The 18,696-nt window shown below is 76.1% G+C and carries 15 protein-coding genes; 12 read left to right on the forward strand and 3 right to left on the reverse strand.

The window, feature by feature from the left end:
* Genes ACF08D_RS17275 through ACF08D_RS17285 form a run of 3 tightly spaced genes read right to left on the reverse strand, consistent with a single transcriptional unit; the run spans position 1 to position 3,612 of the window.
* The gene (locus ACF08D_RS17275) at positions 1–621 is read right to left on the reverse strand and encodes a histidine phosphatase family protein (protein WP_392223456.1); all 621 of its coding nucleotides are present in this window, start codon (positions 619–621) and stop codon (positions 1–3) included.
* The gene (locus ACF08D_RS17280; RefSeq protein WP_392223457.1) at positions 618–2,102 is read right to left on the reverse strand and encodes an FGGY-family carbohydrate kinase; all 1,485 of its coding nucleotides are present in this window, start codon (positions 2,100–2,102) and stop codon (positions 618–620) included. Before ACF08D_RS17280 ends, ACF08D_RS17275 begins: the two co-directional genes overlap by 4 nt.
* Positions 2,095–3,612 (reverse strand): FGGY family carbohydrate kinase, encoded by a 1,518-nt coding sequence (locus tag ACF08D_RS17285; RefSeq protein ID WP_392223458.1) that lies wholly within the window; start codon positions 3,610–3,612, stop codon positions 2,095–2,097. The genes ACF08D_RS17280 and ACF08D_RS17285 overlap by 8 nt, the downstream gene beginning before the upstream one ends.
* Positions 3,613–3,817: 205 nt before the next feature.
* On the opposite strand from ACF08D_RS17285, the gene ACF08D_RS17290 reads away from it, so the two are divergent.
* The 12 genes from ACF08D_RS17290 (at position 3,818) to ACF08D_RS17345 (ending at position 18,687) form a co-directional block, all read left to right on the forward strand.
* On the forward strand, positions 3,818–4,630 hold the full coding sequence (locus ACF08D_RS17290) for a DeoR/GlpR family DNA-binding transcription regulator (RefSeq protein ID WP_392223459.1): 813 nt from the start codon (positions 3,818–3,820) through the stop codon (positions 4,628–4,630).
* Between the two features lie 655 nt (positions 4,631–5,285).
* Positions 5,286–6,635: an MFS transporter gene (locus tag ACF08D_RS17295; RefSeq protein ID WP_392223460.1), complete on the forward strand. Its 1,350-nt coding sequence runs from the start codon at positions 5,286–5,288 to the stop codon at positions 6,633–6,635.
* Positions 6,632–6,799, forward strand: a complete 168-nt coding sequence (locus ACF08D_RS17300; protein WP_392223461.1) for a hypothetical protein — start codon at positions 6,632–6,634, stop codon at positions 6,797–6,799. The genes ACF08D_RS17295 and ACF08D_RS17300 overlap by 4 nt, the downstream gene beginning before the upstream one ends.
* 205 nt (positions 6,800–7,004) lie before the next feature.
* Positions 7,005–8,789: an N-acetylglutaminylglutamine amidotransferase gene (locus tag ACF08D_RS17305; RefSeq protein WP_392223462.1), complete on the forward strand. Its 1,785-nt coding sequence runs from the start codon at positions 7,005–7,007 to the stop codon at positions 8,787–8,789.
* A complete protein-coding gene (locus ACF08D_RS17310; protein WP_392223463.1) occupies positions 8,762–10,861 on the forward strand; it encodes a S9 family peptidase in 2,100 nt (699 codons plus the stop codon). Before ACF08D_RS17305 ends, ACF08D_RS17310 begins: the two co-directional genes overlap by 28 nt.
* A 133-nt stretch (positions 10,862–10,994) precedes the next feature.
* Positions 10,995–11,996 (forward strand): glycosyltransferase family 2 protein, encoded by a 1,002-nt coding sequence (locus ACF08D_RS17315; RefSeq protein ID WP_392223464.1) that lies wholly within the window; start codon positions 10,995–10,997, stop codon positions 11,994–11,996.
* A complete protein-coding gene (locus ACF08D_RS17320; protein ID WP_392223465.1) occupies positions 11,993–12,580 on the forward strand; it encodes a D-glycero-alpha-D-manno-heptose-1,7-bisphosphate 7-phosphatase in 588 nt (195 codons plus the stop codon). The genes ACF08D_RS17315 and ACF08D_RS17320 overlap by 4 nt, the downstream gene beginning before the upstream one ends.
* Positions 12,577–13,584, forward strand: a complete 1,008-nt coding sequence (locus tag ACF08D_RS17325) for a glycosyltransferase family 9 protein (RefSeq protein ID WP_392223466.1) — start codon at positions 12,577–12,579, stop codon at positions 13,582–13,584. Before ACF08D_RS17320 ends, ACF08D_RS17325 begins: the two co-directional genes overlap by 4 nt.
* The gene (locus tag ACF08D_RS17330) at positions 13,581–14,603 is read left to right on the forward strand and encodes a glycosyltransferase family 9 protein (protein ID WP_392223467.1); all 1,023 of its coding nucleotides are present in this window, start codon (positions 13,581–13,583) and stop codon (positions 14,601–14,603) included. Before ACF08D_RS17325 ends, ACF08D_RS17330 begins: the two co-directional genes overlap by 4 nt.
* A gap of 88 nt (positions 14,604–14,691) precedes the next feature.
* The gene (locus tag ACF08D_RS17335) at positions 14,692–15,786 is read left to right on the forward strand and encodes a glutamate--cysteine ligase (RefSeq protein ID WP_392223468.1); all 1,095 of its coding nucleotides are present in this window, start codon (positions 14,692–14,694) and stop codon (positions 15,784–15,786) included.
* Positions 15,787–16,000: 214 nt separating this feature from the next.
* On the forward strand, positions 16,001–16,969 hold the full coding sequence (locus ACF08D_RS17340; RefSeq protein WP_392223469.1) for an NAD-dependent epimerase/dehydratase family protein: 969 nt from the start codon (positions 16,001–16,003) through the stop codon (positions 16,967–16,969).
* A gap of 50 nt (positions 16,970–17,019) precedes the next feature.
* Complete coding sequence (locus ACF08D_RS17345; protein WP_392223470.1) at positions 17,020–18,687, forward strand: carbamoyltransferase; 1,668 nt, start codon at positions 17,020–17,022, stop codon at positions 18,685–18,687.
* Positions 18,688–18,696: the final 9 nt, after the last annotated feature.

Genomic DNA, 18,696 nt, shown 5'->3' on the forward strand with positions numbered 1-18,696 from the left:
TCAGTGGGTGGTGGGGGTGGCGGGCGCGTTGAGCCGCAGCAGGGACGCCGGCCGGCCGGGGCGCAGCCGCACTTCGGTCAGGGCGCCGTTCTCCAGGGCGGGGAAGACCTGCCGGTAGTGGGCCAGGGGGATGCCGAGGAGCGTGCACAGCACCAGGCGTACGAGGGTGGAGTGGGCGACCACGAGGACCCGGCCGCCGGGGAGTTCGCGCACGGTGTCGTCCAGGCAGGCGACGGCGCGGCGGGCGGCCTCGACCGGGTCCTCGCCGCCGGGCAGGTGGTGGGCCACCGGGTCGGCGAGGAACGCGGCCAGCTCGTCGGGGAACTCCCTCGCCATCTCCGCGCGCGTGAGCCCGTCCCCGCGCCCGAAGTCGACCTCGTACAGCCGCTCGTCGACGCGGACGGGGAGGCCCAGCGCGGTCGCGGCGGGCGCGGCGGTGAGGCGGGCGCGGGACAGGGGTGAGCTGAGCACGGCGTCCAGGGGCTGTCCGGCGGCCCAGGCGCCGAGCGCGGCGGCCTGCCGGCGGCCCCGCTCGGTGAGCGGCACGTCGGTGCGGCCCGCGTAGCGGTTCTCCGCGTGCCAGGCGGTCTCGCCGTGGCGTACGAGGACGAAGTCGGTCACTGCTCGGCCTTTCTGCGGGCGTGCGCCGCGACGGCCGGGTCGAGCCAGCCGCGTCGGGTCAGTTCGTCGGTGAAGTCGAGGTAGGCGGGGAGCAGCCGGGCGGTGCGGGCCGGGTCGGGGTGGAGCGTCTCCCGTACGCGCACCATCGCGGCGGCGGCCTCCTCCAGGCCCGCCCCGGACGCGGTGGCGGCGAGGACCGCCATGCCGGTGGCGCTCTCGGCGTGCTCGGGCAGCGACACCGGTCGGCCGAGGACGTCGGCGCGCAGCCGGCACCAGTACGGGTTGCGGGCGCCGCCGCCGGTGAGGGTGAGCGGGCCGTCGGCGGGGGCCCCGAGGTGGTCGAGGTGGTCGAGGCAGAGCCGTTCGAGGCAGGCGACGCCCAGGAGCAGGGCGTGGAACTCCTCGGCGTCGCCGGCCGGTTCGCCGAGGACGAAGGGGGTGGCGTCGGGGGCGCGGAAGGGGAAGCGTTCGCCGCTCGCGCCGGTGAGGGGGTAGGCGACGGCGGTGGAGCCGGTGGCGGCGGCCGCGGCGGTGAGGGCGTCGAGGTCGGCGCCGGGGAAGCGCCGGGCGACGGCTCCGGCGCCGCTGCTGGACGCGCCGCCGGGCAGCCAGAGATCGCCGGGGCCGCGGTGGCAGTAGACCACTCCCCCGGGGTCCTGGACGAGGTGGCGGCTCGCGCCCTTGAGGACCAGGGTGGTGCCGAGGACGGAGTTCCAGGCGCCGGGGGTGAGCGCCCCGGCGCCGATCTGCGCGGCGCAGCCGTCGGTCGTGCCGGCGACGATCGGGGTGCCGGCGGGGATGCCGGTCGCGGCGGCGGCGCCGGCGCACACGGTGCCGAGGACCGTGCCGGGGCGCACCACGTCCGGCAGCAGCCCCGCGGGGACGCCGGCCCGGGCGAGTTCGGTGTCCGGCCAGCGTTCCTCGACGAGGTGGTAGCCGGTCTTCAGGGCGTGGCTCGCGTCGGCCGGCACCTGGTGTCCGGCGAGCCGCCAGGTGATCAGGTCGGCCTGGTGCAGCAGCCGGGCGTCGGGGAAGTCGGTGTTGTCCAGCAGCCACAGCAGCTTGGGCAGCGCCCAGGAGGGTTGCATGCGGCCGTAGCCGAGTGCGCGCCAGACGGCGGCGCCGGCCTCGTCGGCGCGGGCGGTGTACGCGCGGGCGCGCCCGTCGTCGTACATCAGGCCGGGGGTGAGCGGCCTTCCGCTGCGGTCGGCGAGCAGGACGGTGCCGGAGGTGGCGTCGACGGCGAGCCCCGAGATCCGTTCGGGCGCGATGCCGGCCAGCGCCTCGCGGCAGGCGGCCGCGAGCGCCTCCCACCACTGCTCGGGGTCCTGTTCGTGGCGGGCGCCGTCGCGGCGGCCGGTCAGCGGGCGGGAGGCGGCGGCGACGAGCCGGCCGGTGCCGTCGACGGCGACGGCGCGGGCGCTCTGGGTGCCGAGGTCGAGGCCGAGGTGGACGGCGTCGGCGGTGAGGGCGTCAGACACGCGGGGCCTCCGGGACGCCGGCGGTGGCGGTGGCGGGTGACCAGCCCAGGGAGCGGGCGGCGGCGCGCCACGCGGTGAACGACGCGTACAGCTCGTCGTAGTGCGCGGCGCGGCCGGGGTCGGGCTCCCAGCGGGAGCGCATCCGTACGTGCGCCGCGGCGGCGTCGCGCAGGCTCTTCTCGGCGCCGCTGACGACGAGCCCGGTCAGGAAGGCGCCCTTGGCGCCGAGTTCGGTGTCGGCGCTGCGGGCGGTGGGGACGCCGGTGACGTCGGCGATGAGGCGGCACCACCGGTCGCTGGCGGCGCCGCCGCCGCACAGCCGCAGCTCGTGGACGCGGGTGCCGGACGCCGCGAGGCAGTCGCGGACCACGAGCGACAGGCCCTCGAAGACGGCGCGGGCGAGGTGGGCGGGCGTGTGGTCGAGGGAGAGGCCCCAGAAGGTGCCGCGGGCGCGGGGGTCGAGGAAGGGGGCGCGTTCCCCGGCGGGTGAGAGGTACGGCAAGAACGCCGGCCCGCCGGGCCCCGGTTCGGTGGCGAAGGCCAGCTCGCCGAGGGCGGCGGGCCCCTGGACGCCGAGGAGCCGGGAGGCCCAGTCGAGGACCTCGGTGCCGGAGAGGGTGGGGAAGGCGCGCAGGACCCGGCCGGGGGCGCCGTGGGCGATGGTGATGCCGCACGGCTCGCCGGAGGTGTCGACGGCGGTGGTGACGGTCTCGGTGCACAGGGTGGTGCCGAGGACGGCGCACGCCTGGCCGGGATCGGTGACGCCGGTGCCGAGGGCGGTGGCGGCGATGTCGTACGGGGCCATGACGACCGGCAGGCCGGCGGGCAGGCCCAGTTCGGTGGCGGCGTGCGAGGTGATCTCGGCGAGGCGTTCGTGCTCGCCGAGCACGCGGGGCAGCAGGCGGGCGTACGGGCCGGTGCCGAACAGGTCGACGATCTCCGGGTCGTAGCCGCCGGTGGCGTGGTCGAGGAAGGGGGCGGAGGCGTCGGACGCGTCGATCGCGGTGACGCCGGTGAGCCGGAGGAACAGCCAGCCGGCCGCCGTCAGCGCCGTACGGGAGCGCTCCAGGCGCCCCGGGTCGTGGGCGGCGAGCCAGCCGATCACCGCGTTGGGCATGCCGCTGCAGGTGAGGGAGCCGTTGCGGCGGTAGGCCCGCTCCAGGACGCCGTCGGCGGCCCAGCGGGTGAGCAGCTCGGCGGCGCGTCCGTCGGACCAGAGGACGGCGGGCCCGGTGGGGCGCCCCGCGGCGTCGACCAGCCAGCAGCCGTCGCCCTGGGCGGTGAAGCTCAGCAGCCGGACGGGTTCACCGCCGGGGCCGAGCTGGGAGAGCGCGCCGCGGACGGTGCGGACGACGGCGTCCCACACGGCGTCCATGTCCTGCTCCGCCCAGCCGGGGCGGGGGCGCAGGACGTCGGTGCCGATCCGGGACAGCGCCGTTTCCCGGCCGCGGTCGTCGAAGACGACGGATTTGATGACGGACGTGCCGACGTCGATGGTGAGAACCGCCATGAGTGGATCACCTGCCCCTTCCTTCGCGGACGCCAGACAACCGCGCGGCCGGGGAGAGCGTCAACGAGCCGCGCGATTGTCCCGTGACCGGCCGTGACCGCCGTGTGAAGCCCGGCCACGGGAGCCGTCCGGACCGGGCGGCGGCGTGGTTCCTCCGTGTTACGTTCACGTGAGATTCTCACCGCCCGCGAGGAGCACCACGCCCATGAGCCGCGCCACGAGCCGTACGAACCGGTCGGACGTCCAGGAGGAGCGGCGGCGGAGGGTGCGGGAGCTGGTCACCGCGAAGGGGTTCGTGCGCACCGGCGACCTGTCCGAGGAGTTCGGCGTCAGTGTGATGACCGTCCACCGCGATCTGGACGCGCTCCAGGCGCAGGGCTGGCTGCGCAAGGTCCGGGGCGGGGCGAGCTGTCTGCCGTCGACGCAGTTCCACGGCAGTGTGAGCGAGCGGCTGACGACCATGGCGCGGACCAAGCAGCGGCTGGCGCGGGCCGCCGCCGAGCTGCTGGCGCCGGGGCAGATCGTGATGCTGGACGACTCGACCACCTGTCTGAGCCTGGCCCAGCAGATGGGGGACCGCACTCCGCTGACGGTGATCACCAACTCGCTGCCCGCGGTGACCGCCCTGTCCCGGGAGCCGGGCGTCTCGCTGATCGCGCTGGGCGGCGCGTACTTCCCGGCGTACGACGCCTTCATGGGGCTGCACACGGCGCAGAGCGTGGAGGCGTTCCGGGCGGATGTGCTGTTCATGTCCACGACGGCGGTGACCGGGGACCGCTGCTACCACATGTCGCCGGAGACGGTGCAGGTCAAGCGGGCCATGATGGCGTCGGCGGCGCGCCGGGTGCTGCTGGTGGACCACACCAAGTTCGCCAACCAGGGCCTGTACGCGCTGGCGCCGCTGACCGACTTCGACCTGGTCCTGGTCGACGACGCGACGCCGGCCGCCCAGGTGCGGCGGCTGCGGGAGACGGGCGTGGACGTGCGGACGGTGGGCGCCCCGGGCACGCGCGCGTGACGCGAGCACGGGATCCGGTCGGGCATCCGGGGCCCGGCGCCCCGAGCACGCGCGCGTGACGCGAGCACGGGATCCGGTCGGGCATCCGGGGCCCGGCGCCCCGGGCACGCGCGCGTGACGCGAGCACGGGATCCGGTTGGGCATCCGGGCCTGGGGTGCCCGGGTACGCGCGTGTGACGCCCGCCGGGCACCACGCGCGCGTGCCCGGGGCTACGGCCGTGTGAACTTCACACCGGCATCACCCGGGCCCGCCTCTCCCGCTCTCCCCTCCGCACCCGCCCGACCTGGCGCTCCGCCCGTTCCGGGGCGGTCGGCCGGCTCCGGCGGGGCGCCGACCTCACACGGCGGGCCGCGCCGCCCGCGGGGTTTTCCGTACCGTCATTGACGCCCTTTCCCGCCCGGCCTTTTCATCGTGACGCCCCGCCGGGCGCCGCCCGGCATCCGGCGGGGTGCTTTCCCAACCGTTACCCGGCCGGCGTTTTCCCGGTTTTCCGCCGTGCCCTGCCGGTGTTCTCCCACTGCTCCGCCGATACTTCGGCGGTACTTCTCCGGCGATGTCCCCGCGCTTTTCCGGCGCCTTTCGCCTTTCGCCTTTCGTTTTTCGCCCTCGCCTTTCGGCGCCGCGCGCCCAGAGTTTCGACAGAAGGGGTTACTTATGGCCGTCGTCATGGACCCGTCCCCGCCACCGGACGACTCCGCTCCCCGGCACTGGCTGGACCGCATCGGCATCCCCCGGCCGCTCGCCTGGGGGTTCCTGGGCGTCCTGGTCTTCATGATCGGTGACGGGGTGGAGTCCGGCTATCTGTCGCCGTACCTGCTGGACGAGGGCCTCTCCAAGGAGCGGGTGGCGCTGCTGTTCACCGTGTACGGCGTCACCGCCAGCGTCGCGGCCTGGTTCTCCGGCGCCCTGTCGGACCTGTGGGGGCCGCGCCGGGTGATGATGCTCGGTCTGGGCATCTGGGTCGTCTTCCAGGTGGTCTTCCTGGTGTTCGCGGTGCCGACGCTGGACTACGGGCTGCTGCTGGCCGGGTACGGGCTGCGGGGCTTCGGCTATCCGCTGTTCGCGTACGGCTTCCTGGTGTGGGTGACGGCGGTGACGCCGAGGCGCCGGCTGGGCTCGGCGGTCGGGTGGTTCTGGTTCGCGTTCACGGGCGGGCTGCCGACGCTCGGGTCGCTGGTGGCGAGCCTCGCGGTGCCGCGCGCCGGTGCGTACGCCACGCTGTGGCTGTCGCTCGGGCTCGTGGTGGCGGGCGGGGCGATCGCCCTGCTGCTGGTGCGCGAGCCGACCGGGCGGGGGCGCCTCGCCCCGGCCGGGGAGCGCCCGCTCGCCACACTGGCGGGTTCGCTGGCGATCATCTGGCGCGACCCGAGGATCGGGACGGGTGCGGTGGTGCGGGCGATCAACACCGCCCCGCAGTTCGGCTTCCTGGTGTTCCTGCCGGTCTTCTTCACGGACACGCTGGGCTTCCGGCTGGACGAGTGGCTGCGGCTGCTGTCCGCGATGTTCGCCGCCAACATCTTCTTCAACCTGCTCTTCGGTGTGGTCGGCGACCGCATCGGCTGGCGGCGCACCGTCACCTGGTTCGGCGGTGTCGGCTGTGCGGTGACCACGCTGCTGCTGCACTACGGCACGGTCGCGGCCGGTGACCACTTCGGCCTGGCGCTGGTCCTGGTGTGCCTGTTCGGTGCGACGCTCGCGGGCTATGTGCCGCTGTCGGCGCTGATGCCGTCGCTGGCGCCCGCGCACAAGGGCCAGGCGATGTCGGCGCTGAACCTGGGCGCGGGCGTCAGCACCTTCCTGGGGCCGGCGCTGGTGGGCCTGTTCCTCGGGCCGCTGGGTGTGGAGGGCGTGATGTGGATCTTCGCGGGGCTGTACCTGGCGAGCGCGGTGCTGACGCTGTTCCTGCGGCTCCCGGAGCCGGTAGCGGCGGGGGCGGCGGGGTACTCGTCCCGCCCCGGCCCGGCACCTCGGGCGCGGGACGAGCAGCCGGAGGCGCAGCCATGAGTGATGCGTGGGACTACCCGACACCGTCCCAGGCGGAGGGCGAGCGGGAGCCGGGTGTCGACGAGCACCCCGACGTCGCCCGCTCGACGCCCTCGCAGGCGGAGGGTGAACGCCTCGCCCAGGACGAGGAGGGGGCGGACCCCGCCGGCCACGACAAGGGGTGACCCGGCCCCGACCACAGCCCCGTGCACACCCGGTCAGGAATGCCCCGCGATCAATGGGGAACCCGGCTGGACGGAGCGGGCCGCCGTGCTCGGCTGGAACCAGCGGCAGGCGGAGGCCCGCTCCCCGTCTTGGAGGAGTTGTGGTGATTGATTCGCGTGGGGTTGAGGAGGACGTCGAGGTCCCGGGCGTGATGGGGGGTGCCCGATGTGCGGGCTGAGCGGTGAGATCCGCTTCGACGACCGCCGGCCCGATGTGGCCGCGGTGGAGCGCATGACCGACCGGCTGGCGGCCCGCGGGCCGGACGGCCGGGGCATCTGGTCGCAGGGGCCCGTGGCCCTGGGGCACCGGCGCCTGAAGATCATCGATCTCTCGGAGCGCGGCGCCCAGCCGATGACCGACACGGAGGCCCGGCTGACCGGCGTCTTCAACGGGTGCGTCTACAACTACCAGGAGGTCCGGGACGAGCTGCGCGCCCTGGGCCACCGGTTCTTCTCGACCTCGGACACCGAGGTCGTCCTCAAGGCGTACCGCCAGTGGGGCACCGACTGCGTCGACCGCTTCAAGGGCATGTTCGTGTTCGTGATCGTGGAGAACGACACGGGCCGGGTGGTGCTGGGCAGGGACCGGCTGGGCATCAAGCCGCTGTACCTCTCCCACTCCCCCGGGCGGCTGCGGTTCGCCTCGACGCTGCCCGCGCTGCTGGCGGGCGGTGGCGTCGACACGTCGCTGGACCCGGTCGCGCTGCACCAGTACCTCAGCTGGCACGCCACCGTGGCGGCGCCCAGGACCGTCCTGACCGGGGTGCGCAAGCTGCCGCCGGCGACGGTGCGGGTGGTCGAGCCGGACGGCTCGTACACCGACCACCGCTACTGGCAGCCGTCCTACACACGGCGCCCCGAGTACGCGGGCATGGACGCCGCCGACTGGCGGGACGCGATGCTGGACGCGCTGCGCACGGCGGTGCGCCGCCGCATGGTCGCCGACGTGCCCGTGGGCGTGCTGCTCTCCGGCGGGCTCGACTCGTCGCTGATCGTGGGCCTGCTGGCCGAGGAGGGCCAGAAGGACCTGGCGACGTTCAGCGTGGGCTTCGAGTCGGAGGGCGGCGAGGAGGGCGACGAGTTCTTCTACTCGGACCTCGTGGCCCGGCGGTACGAGACCGACCACCACCAGCTGATGGTGCCCTCCGACCGGGTGTCCACCGCGCTGGACGGGGCGGTCGCGGCGATGAGCGAGCCGATGATCAGCCATGACGTGGTCGCCTTCCACCTGCTGTCCGAGCTGGTCTCCAAGGAGGTCAGCGTCGTGCAGAGCGGGCAGGGCGCCGACGAGGTGCTCGCCGGCTACCGCTGGTACCCCGACCTGGCGGACGTGGAGCGGGAGCGGGAGCCGGAGCGGTACGCGGAGGTGTACTTCGACCGGCCGCACTCCGACATGGCGAGAATCCTCCAGCCGCACCTGCTCACCGACCACGACGTCTCCGCGCGCTTCGTCCGCGAGCACATGGCGGAGCCCGGCGCCGAGACCGCGCTGGACGCGGCGCTGCGCCTGGACACGCATGTGATGCTGGTCGACGACCCGGTGAAGCGGGTCGACAACATGACCATGGACTGGGGCCTGGAGGCCCGGGTGCCGTTCCTCGACCACGAGCTGGTGGAGCTGGCGGCGGCCTGCCCGCCCGAGCTGAAGCTGGCGCAGGGCGGCAAGGGCGTCCTGAAGGACGCCGGCCGCAAGCTGCTGCCCCGCGAGGTGGTCGACCGGCCCAAGGGGTACTTCCCGGTGCCCGCGATCCGTCACATGGCGGGTCCCGTACTGGAACGGGTGCGCCAAGCCCTGCACGCCCCCGAGGCGCGGCAGCGCGGGATCTTCCGCGAGGAGTACCTCGCCGAGCTGCTGGCCGCCCCCGACGACCACCGGACCAGGCGCGGGGCGAACGCCCTGTGGCACGTGGCGCTGCTGGAGATATGGCTGCAAACGCACAGGATCAGCTGACCGGGGCCACGTCGGCGGCACCTCTCCTGGTGCCGCTCGCCGACACGGCCGGCCCGCGCGACACCCCCCAGCCGCTCGTCTCGCACGGCTGCTGGTACCCGTCGGCCGACCCCACCGGCGAGTACGTGGCATTCATCTGCGACCGCACCGGGGTGCCGCAGCTGTGGACCGGCCCGGCCGGGGACGGCGGCCACGCGGGTGACCTGCACCTGCTGGACGCCGACCCCGACCCGGTGACCGAGGTGGCGTGGTCGCCCGACGGGCGCTGGATCGCGTACACCGTCGCCCCGGGCGGCGGGGAGCACACCCGGGTGCTGTGCGTACGCCCGGACGGCACCGGGCGGCGCATCGTGGCCGGGGCGGACGCCGGGACCTCCGCCTACCTGGGGTGCTGGACGCGCGACGGGGCGGCCCTCGCCGTGACCGTCGCCGAGCCCCCGCCGAAGGCCCCGCTCACCGGGGGCTCCCCCGGCGGCGAGGAGCCTCCGGAGGACCGGGCGCCGGGCTTCGGCGAGCTGCCCGCCGACTGGGCCGAGCGCGACGGCGCCGCCACCCTGCTGGGCGGTGCCCACCGCGGCCGGGTCGGGCCGCCGGTGCCCGGGCCGGCTCCGGACGGGGCGGTACGGGACCGGCTCAGCGCCTATCTGGTCGACCCCGACGGCGCGGTGTCGCCCGTGCTGGTGGCCGCCGAGAGCGGTGCGGCCACCCTGCGGGTGTGCGACATCGGCGAGGACGGGCGGCTGGCGCTGGTCCGCCGGGGTCCGCGCGGCCGGCGGGAGGCCGTGGTGGTGCGCACCGCCGACCTGGGCACCGGCGCGGTGCTGCGGGTGGCGGACGGCGACCCGTGGATCGGCCGGTTCGCGCCGGACGGGCGGACGGTGTGGCTGCGCAGCGACCACGACCGGGAGTTCGCGGCGCTGCTGGCGGTCGGGCTGGACGAGGACGGGCGGCGGACCGGCCTGTCGGTGGCGGCGGAGCGGGAGGGCTGCGACCTGGAGCTGCTGGCGTTCGGCGAGGACGGGCGGACGGCCGCCCTGGCGTGGAACGTGCGGGGTGCCACCGCGTTCCAGACGCTGCCGCTGCCGCGCGGGGCGCTCGCGCCGGCCGCCCGGGACGTCGCGCTGCCGCACGAGGTGGTGACCCGGATCGGCCGGGCGGGCCCCGGCGGGCTGGTGCTGGCCCTGGCCGGGTCGCAGCGCCGCCCCGGCGTGTGGTGGCTGCCGCGCGCCGGTTTCCCCGCCCGTACCCCGTGGTCGTCGCGGGACGAGGACGCCGTCCCGCCCGGGCGCTCCCCGGTGCGGCCCGCGCCGCTGCGGCCCACCGCCCGGGACGGGCTGGTCCTGGGCGGCTGGTACTACCGGGCGCCGGGGCGGGCCGAGGGGCGGCCGGCGCCGTGCGTGATCCATCTGCACGGCGGCCCGGAGGAGCAGGAGCGGCCGGTGTTCGAGCCGCTGTACCACGAGCTGACCGGGCGGGGCCTGGACGTGTTCGCGCCCGATGTGCGCGGCTCGTCGGGGTACGGCCGGTCCTTCGTGGACGCCGACCTGGGGACGGGGCGGTTCGCGGCGATCCAGGACGTGGCGGACTGCGCCGCGCACCTGGTCCTGACCGGCCGGGCCGACCCGTCGCGGCTCGCGGTGATGGGCCGCTCCTACGGCGGCTACCTGACGCTGGCGTCGCTGATGTGGCACCCGGATCTGTTCCGCACCGGGGTGGCGGTGTGCGGGATGTCGGACTTCGCCACCTTCTTCGCCGGGACGGAGCCGTGGATCGCGGAGTCGGCGGCGCACAAGTACGGCCATCCCGTACGCGACCGGGAGCTGCTGCGGTCCCTGTCCCCGATGAGCCGGATCGACGAGCTGCGCGTCCCGCTGCTGGCGGTGCACGGCGAGCACGACACCAATGTGCCGCCGGGCGAGTCGGAGCAGGTGGTGCGGGCGGCCCGGGAGCGGGGGCACGCGGCGGAGCTGCTGGTGCTGCGCGAGGAGGGGCACGAGTTCCGCCGGGCCGACAACCGGCGGCTGTTCCGCCGGAGGGCGGCGGACTGGATGGAGCGGTACCTCACGGGCTGAGCCGGGGGCCGCGCGGCCCCGCCCCGGGGTGCCAACCGGAGGGCGGGGCGGGACACATCCGCATAAAGTGACCGGACGTGGGCATTTCCGTACGCCACGGTGGAACCGGACCGGATTGTGGAGACGCGGACACATGATCCCCTCGCTCGCCTCGTACGCCGTGGTCGTCCCCACCGTGGGACGCCCCTGCCTCGCCGACTGCCTCACCGCCCTCGCCACCTGCGAGGGCCCGGAGCCGAGCCGGATCGTGCTGGTGGACGACCGGCCCGGCCCGCCGGGCGACCCGCTGCCGCTGCACGCGCTGGGCGGGCTCGGGGACCGCGCGGTGGTGCTGCGCGGCGGCGGCCGGGGCCCGGCGGCGGCCCGCAACACCGGGGCGCGCGCGGTGGACGAGCCGTGGACGGTGTTCCTCGACGACGACGTACGGGTCGGCGCGCACTGGCGCGAGCAGCTGGCCCGCGACCTGGCGGAGGCGGGCCCCGACACCGGCGGCGTGCAGGGCGTGCTGCGGGTGCCGCTGCCCCCGGACCGGCGCCCCACCGACTGGGAGCGCAACACGGCCGGACTCCAGGACGCGCTGTGGGCGACCGCCGACATGGCGTACCGCACGGAGGCGCTGAAGAGCGTCGGCGGGTTCGACGAGCGGTTCCCCCGGGCGTTCCGCGAGGACGCCGACCTGGCGCTGCGGGTGATCGGCGCGGGCTGGCGCATCGTGCGCGGGGAGCGGCGCACCGACCACCCGGTGCGGCCGGCCGGCCGGTGGGTGTCGGTGCGGCTCCAGCGGGGCAACGCCGACGACGCGCTGATGCGGCGGCTGCACGGCCCGGACTGGTGGGAGCGGGCGTCGGCGCCGCGCGGGCGGATCAGGCGGCACGCGGCGGTCGCCGCGGCGGGTCTGGGCGCGGTGGTGCTGGCGGCGGCCGGGCGGCGGCGGGCCGCGGCACTGGCGGCGGCGGGCTGGGCGCTGGGCACCGCGGAGTTCGCCCGGGCGCGGATCGCGCCGGGCCCCGGGACCGCCGGGGAGATCATGGCGATGGCCGCGACCAGCGCGGTGATCCCGGCACTGGCGACCTGGCACCGGCTGGCCGGTGAGTGGCGGCACCGGTCGGCGGGGAGCTGGGACGGCGTCCTGTGAGGCGCCCGGCGGCGGTGCTGTTCGACCGGGACGACACGCTGGTGGTGGACGTCCCGTACAACGGCGACCCGGCGAAGGTGCGGCTGATGCCCGGGGCGCGCGAGGCCCTGCGGACGCTGCGGGAGCACGGGGTGCGGGCCGGGGTGGTGTCCAACCAGTCCGGTGTCGGGCGCGGCCTGCTCACCGAGGCGGACGTCCGGGCGGTCAACGCGCGCGTGGAGGAGCTGACCGGCCCGTTCGACGTGTGGGTGCACTGCCCGCACGTCCCGGAGGACCACTGCGGCTGCCGCAAGCCGGCGCCCGGCCTGGTGCTGGAGGCGGCGCGGCGGCTGGGCGTGCGCCCGGCGGACTGTGTGGTGATCGGTGACATCGGGGCGGACGTGGAAGCGGCGCTGGCGGCGGGTGCGCGGGCGGTGCTGGTCCCCACCGCGCGGACGCTGCCCGGTGAGGTGGCGTCCGCGCCGCTGGTCCGCGGCGACCTGTTGAGCGCGGTGCGGTGGGCCCTGGACGGCGCACGGGCCGGCGGGGCGGACGCGGACGGTGTGGCGCGGGCCGGCGGGGCGGCGCCCAGGGGTGTCCGGTGAGGGCCCTGGTGGTGCGCCTGGACAGCTTCGGCGATGTGCTGCTCGCCGGGCCCGCGGTACGGGCGGTGGCCGGGCGGGCGGACCGGGTGACCGTGCTGTGCGGTCCGTGCGGGGCGCCCGCCGCGCGGCTCCTGCCCGGGGTGGACGAGGTGATGGTGTGGGAGGCGCCCTGGGTGGGCTTCGACCCTCCCCCGGTGGAACGCGCCTCCGTCGACCGGCTGGTGGGCCGGCTCGCCGCCGCGCGGGTGGACCGGGCCCTGGTCCTCACCTCCTTCCACCAGTCGCCGCTGCCCGCCGCGCTGCTGCTGCGCATGGCGGGCGTGCCGTACGTCGCGGCCGACTCGGTCGACGCACCCGGTTCGCTGCTGGACCTGCGCCACCGGCGGGCGCCGGGCGCCCACGAGGCGCGGGCGGCGCTGGACCTCGCCGTGGCGGCGGGCTTTCCCGCGCCGGACGGGGACGACGGGCGGCTGCGCGTCCGGCACGCCCCGGGGGCGCCGGAGCTGACCGGCCCGGGGCCGTACGTGGTGGTCCACCCGGGGGCGAGCGTCCCGGCCCGCCGGTGGAGCCCGGAGCGGTGCGCCCAGGCGGTGCGGCTGCTGGCCGGTGCCGGGCACCGGGTCGTCGTGACCGGCGGCCCGGGCGAGCGGGAGCTGACGGCGCTGGTGGCGGGCCGGGACGGGCTGGACCTCGGCGGCCGGACCCGGCCTCCGGAGCTGGCCGCGGTCCTGGCGGCGGCCGGTGCGGTGGTGGTCGGCAACACCGGCCCGGCGCACCTGGCGGCGGCCGTCGGCACCCCGGTCGTCTCGCTGTTCTCGCCGGTCGTCCCGGCGGAGCGCTGGGGCCCCCACGGGGTGCCGTACGTGCTGCTCGGCGACCAGCAGGCGCCGTGCGCGCTCAGCCGGGCGCGGGAGTGCCCGGTGCCGGGGCATCCGTGCCTGGACGGGGTGACGGCGGAGGACGTGCTGGCCGCCGTGGAGAAGCTGCTGGGGGCCGGGGCGTGAGGCCCCGGGTGCTGGTGCTGCGGGCGCTGGGCCTGGGCGATCTGCTGGCGGGCGTCCCGGCGCTGCGGGCGCTGCGGCGGGTCTTCCCGGCGTACGAGATCGTGCTGGCCGCGCCGCAGGTGCTCGCGGCGCCCGCGGCGGCCTGCGGGGCGGTGGACCGGCTGCTGCCGGCGGCCGCGCCCGGCCGGGCCGTGCCGGTGCGGCTGGACTGGACCGGGCCGCCGCCGGAGGTGGCGGTGGACCTGCACGGCAGCGGCCCGTCCAGCCATCTGCTGCTGCGGCGGACGCGGCCGGGCCGGCTGCTGGCCTTCGCGCACCCGGGCACACCGGAGATCGCGGGGCCGGTGTGGCGGGCCGGGGAGCACGAGCGGGTCCGCTGGTGCCGCCTGCTGGAGTGGTACGGCCTGCCCGCCGACCCCGCCGACCTGCGGTTGCCGCCCCCGGCGGTGCCGTCTCCGGCCCCCGGGGCGTTCGTGGTGCACCCGGGCGCCGACTCCGGGGCGCGGCGCTGGCCCGCCGAGCGGTACGCGATGGTGGTGCGGGAGCTGCTGCGGCGCGGGCACCGGGTGGCGCTGACCGGCGGGCCGGGTGAGGACGGGCTGCTGGAGCGGGTGGTGGCGGGGGTGGGCGGGGCGCCCGGGAGCGCCCTGCGGGTGCTGGCGGGCGGGCTGCCGTTCGACCGGCTGAGCGCCCTGTTCGCGGGGGCCGCGGCGGTGGTGAGCGGCGACACCGGGGTGGCGCACCTGGCGGTGGCGTACGGCACCCCGTCGGTCACGCTCTTCGGACCGGTTTCGCCCCGATTGTGGGGGCCTCCGCCGGGTACGCGGCACGTGGCGCTGTGGCACCCGGGTCCACCGGGCGACCCCCATGGGCGGGAGCCGGACCCCCGGCTGCTGCGCATCGGGCCCGAGGACGTCCTGAAGGCCCTGTCCGACCACCCGGAGGTGCCCGGCCATGACGAGTCCCGTGACCGGCGGGAGCCGGATCGGCGCGGTGGGGACACCGCGCGGGCGTCGTGAGCCGCGCACTGCCGGGACGAGCTGACGGGACGAGCGCATGGCCGACACAGCCGATTCATCCGGGGCTTCCGCGGGTACCCGGGACGGCATGATCACCATTGGGGTCGAGGAAGAGTACCTGCTGCTCGACCCGGACACGTGCCTGCCGGTCCCGCTCGCGGACCAGGTGCGGGCGGCGGCCGGACTGGAGCCGATCGTCGAGGACGCCGAGGTCCAGTCGGAGCTGCTGCAGGCGCAGGTGGAGGTCGCCACCCCGGTGTGCACCGACCTGGAGGAGGCCGGCGGGCACCTGCTGCGGCTGCGGCACGCCCTCTCCTCGGCGGCCGAGAAGAACGGCTGCCGGATCGCCGCGTGCGCCACCGCCCCCTACCGGGAGGTCGCGCCGGTGCCGGTCACGCAGAAGGCCCGGTATCTCGCCATGCGCACCCAGGCCCCCCAGCTGGTGGCCGAGCAGCTCGTCAACGGGATGCACGTGCACGCGGCGGTGCCGGACCGGGAGACGGGCGTCGCCGTGCTCAGCCGCATCCGGGTCTGGCTGCCGGTCCTGGTGGCCATGTCGGCGAACTCCCCGATGTGGGACGGCAAGGACACCGGCTTCGCCAGCTGGCGCACGGTGGTCTTCGGGCGCTGGCCGGTCAGCGGGCCGCCGCCCTGCTTCACCTCGCTCGCCGACCACGAGAACCGCGTCCAGACCCTGCTGGACACCGGGATCATCACCGACACCGGCCAGCTGTATTGGCAGGCCCGGCTGTCCGACAAGTACCCGACGGTCGAGGTGCGCTGCGCGGACGTCCAGCTGCGGGCCGACGCCGCGGTGATGTTCGCCGGACTGGTGCGCGGGCTGATCGCCACCGCCATCCGCGAGGAGAAGGCGGGGCTCCCGCTGCCCGAGTGCCCGCCGGAGCTGCTCCAGGCGGCCAACTGGCACGCCGCCCGGCACGGCCTCAGCGGCCTGCTCGTCGACCCCGAGGGGCGCGCCCGCCGGGCCGGTGACGTCCTGGTGATGATGCTCGACCACGTCACGCCCGCCCTCGACGAGGCGGGCGACACCCGCGAGGTGACCTCCCTGGTGCACCGCCTGCTCCAGCAGGGCACCCCGGCCGACCAGCAGCGCCGCGCCCTCGCCGAGGGCGGGCTGCCGGCCCTGGCGGACTTCATCACCAGCGAGACGGTCGCCTACTGACCCCGGGCGCCCGCCCCCGGGGCCCGGGGACGGCGCCGCCGGACCGCACTCCGGGGCCGCGTGGGCCCCGCCCCCGTACCGCCTCACCCTCCGCGACCACCCCAACGGCGCACACCACCGCGCCCCCGGCCCCCGTTCGGCCGAGCCTGGTGACAGGTGCGGTGGGCACTCGCCCGCCGTTCGCGCCTCGCGCGCCCTGTCCGGAGGAGACCGAATGGACACCGCTTCCGCCCGCAGATGGCAGCATGCCGTGGTCACCGGCGGCGCCGGCTTCGTCGGCTCGCACCTGTGCCACGCCCTGCTCGACGCGGGCAGCGCCGTCACGTGCGTCGACGACTTCAGCACCGGACGGCCGGAGAACATATCGGGGCTGCTCGGCCGCCCGGGCTTCACCCTCGTCGAGGCCAACGTCTCGGAGCCCTTCTCCGTCGACCACCGCCCCGACCTGGTCCTGCACTTCGCGTCCCCCGCCTCGCCCGCGGACTACCTGCGCCTCCCGCTGCACACCCTGGAGGCCGGCAGCTCCGGCACCCGCCACGCGCTGGCCCTCGCCCACCGCGCCGAGGCCCGATTCCTCCTCGCCTCCACCTCCGAGGTGTACGGCGACCCGCAGCAGCACCCGCAGAACGAGCGGTACTGGGGGAACGTCAACCCGGTCGGCCCGCGCAGCGTCTACGACGAGGCCAAGCGGTTCGGTGAGGCGCTCACCACCGCCGAGGCCGAAACACACGGCACGGACGCCGGCATCGTACGGCTGTTCAACACCTACGGGCCCCGGATGCGCGGCCACGACGGCCGGGCCGTCCCCACCTTCGTCCGCCAGGCGCTGGACGGCGAGCCCCTCACCGTCACCGGCGACGGGCGGCAGACCCGGTCCCTCTGCTACGTCGACGACACCGTGCGCGGCATCCTCGCGGCCGCGGCGCACGGCCTGCGCGGCCCGGTGAACATCGGCAACCCCACCGAGATCACCATGCTGGAGCTGGCGCGCCTGGTCATCGAACTGACCGGCTCCGACTCGGAGATCCGCTTCATCGAGCGGCCGACGGACGACCCCGCGGTGCGCTGCCCGGACATCACCCTCGCCCGCGACAAGCTCGGCTGGGAGCCGCAGGTGGACGCCGACGAGGGTCTGCGGCGCACCATCGCCTGGTTCCGCGACCACGAGGGCTCCCGCGGCTGACCCCGCACGCGCCCCGTCCCCTCCCCCACTCGCCGAAAGGCCAGGCCCCCATGCGCATTCTCGGAATCAACGCCCTCTTCCACGATCCGGCCGCCGCGCTGGTCGTCGACGGCCGGACCGTCGCCGCCGCGGAGGAGGAGCGCTTCTCCCGCCGCAAGCACGGCAAGCGCCCGGTGCCGTTCTCCGCCTGGGAAATGCCCGAGCAGGCCGCCGCCTGGTGCCTGAAGCGGGCGGGGCTGCGCCCCCAGGACCTGGACGCGGTGGCGTACTCCTTCGACCCCGAACTGGCCCGCCCCGCCGAGGACATGGGCCTGGACGACCCCTGGGACCACCTGCGCCGGACGTACGCCCGGGAGGCGCCGGGCTTCCTCCGGGCCGCGCTGCCCGGCCTGGACCCGGACATCGTCCGCTTCGTCCCGCACCACATGGCCCACGCGGCCTCCGGCGCCTTCGCCGCCGAGGACGCCGGCACCTCGTCGGTCCTGGTCCTCGACGGCCGGGGCGAGCGGGCCTCGCACCTGGCGGCGCGGCGGGTCCACGACCGGCTGGAGGCGCTGCGCTCCCAGGAGCTGCCGCACTCCCTCGGCCTCGTCTACGAGGAGCTGACCGACCACCTGGGCTTCCTCCGCTCGTCCGACGAGTTCAAGGTGATGGCGCTCGCCTCCCACGGCCGGCCGCGGATGCTGGCCGAGCTGCGCCGCCATGTGCACCCCACCGGCGACGGCGGGTTCCGCGCCACCGGGGTGCCGTGGGCGGAGCTGTGCCCGCGCCGCCGCCCCGACGAGGCGTGGACGCAGGAGCACGCGGACACCGCCGCCAGCGCGCAGGCCGTGCTGGAGGAGACCCTGCTGGACCTGGTGCGCTGGCTGCACGGCCAGACCCACGACCGGCTGCTCACCCTGGCCGGGGGCGTCGCCCTCAACTGCGTGGCCAACGCGCGGATCGCGCGCGAGGGGCCCTTCGACCGGGTGTGGGTCCAGCCGGCCGCCGGTGACGCCGGTACGGCGCTGGGCGGGGCGCTGCTGCTCGCCGCGGGCGGCGGCGACGACCCCGCCCCCATGCCGGGCGCCGACCTGGGGCGCGACTGGTCCGACGCGGAGCTGGGCGCCTGGCTGAAGACGGCCGCGGTGCCCTTCGACCGGCCGGCGGACATCGCCGAGACCGTCGCCGGGGCGCTGGCGGACAACGCGATCGTCGCCTGGTTCCAGGGGCGTTCGGAGTACGGGCCGAGGGCGCTCGGGCACCGCTCGCTGCTGGCGCACCCGGGCCACGCGGGGAACCTGGAACGGCTCAACGACGTCAAGGGCCGCGAGCAGTTCCGGCCGGTGGCGCCGATGGTGCTGGCCGACCGGGCGGCGGAGATCTTCGACGGCGTCATCCCCAGCCCGTACATGCTGTTCACCCACGACGTGGCGCCCGGCTGGCGCGAGCGCATCCCGGCGGTGGTGCACGTCGACGGCACCGCCCGCATCCAGACGGTGGACCGGCGCACCGAACCGCTGGTGGCGCGGATGCTCACCGAGTTCGAGCGGCGCACCGGCCTGCCGGTGGTGGTCAACACCAGCCTCAACACGGCGGGCCGGCCCATGGTGGACGACCCGCGCGACGCCCTGGAGTGCTTCGGCTCCTCGCCGGTCGACCTGCTGGCCATCGGCCCGTACGCGGTGCGCCGCGGGGACTTCTTCCGCTCCGACGACACCGACGACGCCGCGCGGTGACGGCGGGAG

Source organism: Streptomyces sp. NPDC015131 (assembly GCF_043079975.1).
In the GTDB taxonomy this organism is placed as follows: domain Bacteria; phylum Actinomycetota; class Actinomycetes; order Streptomycetales; family Streptomycetaceae; genus Streptomyces.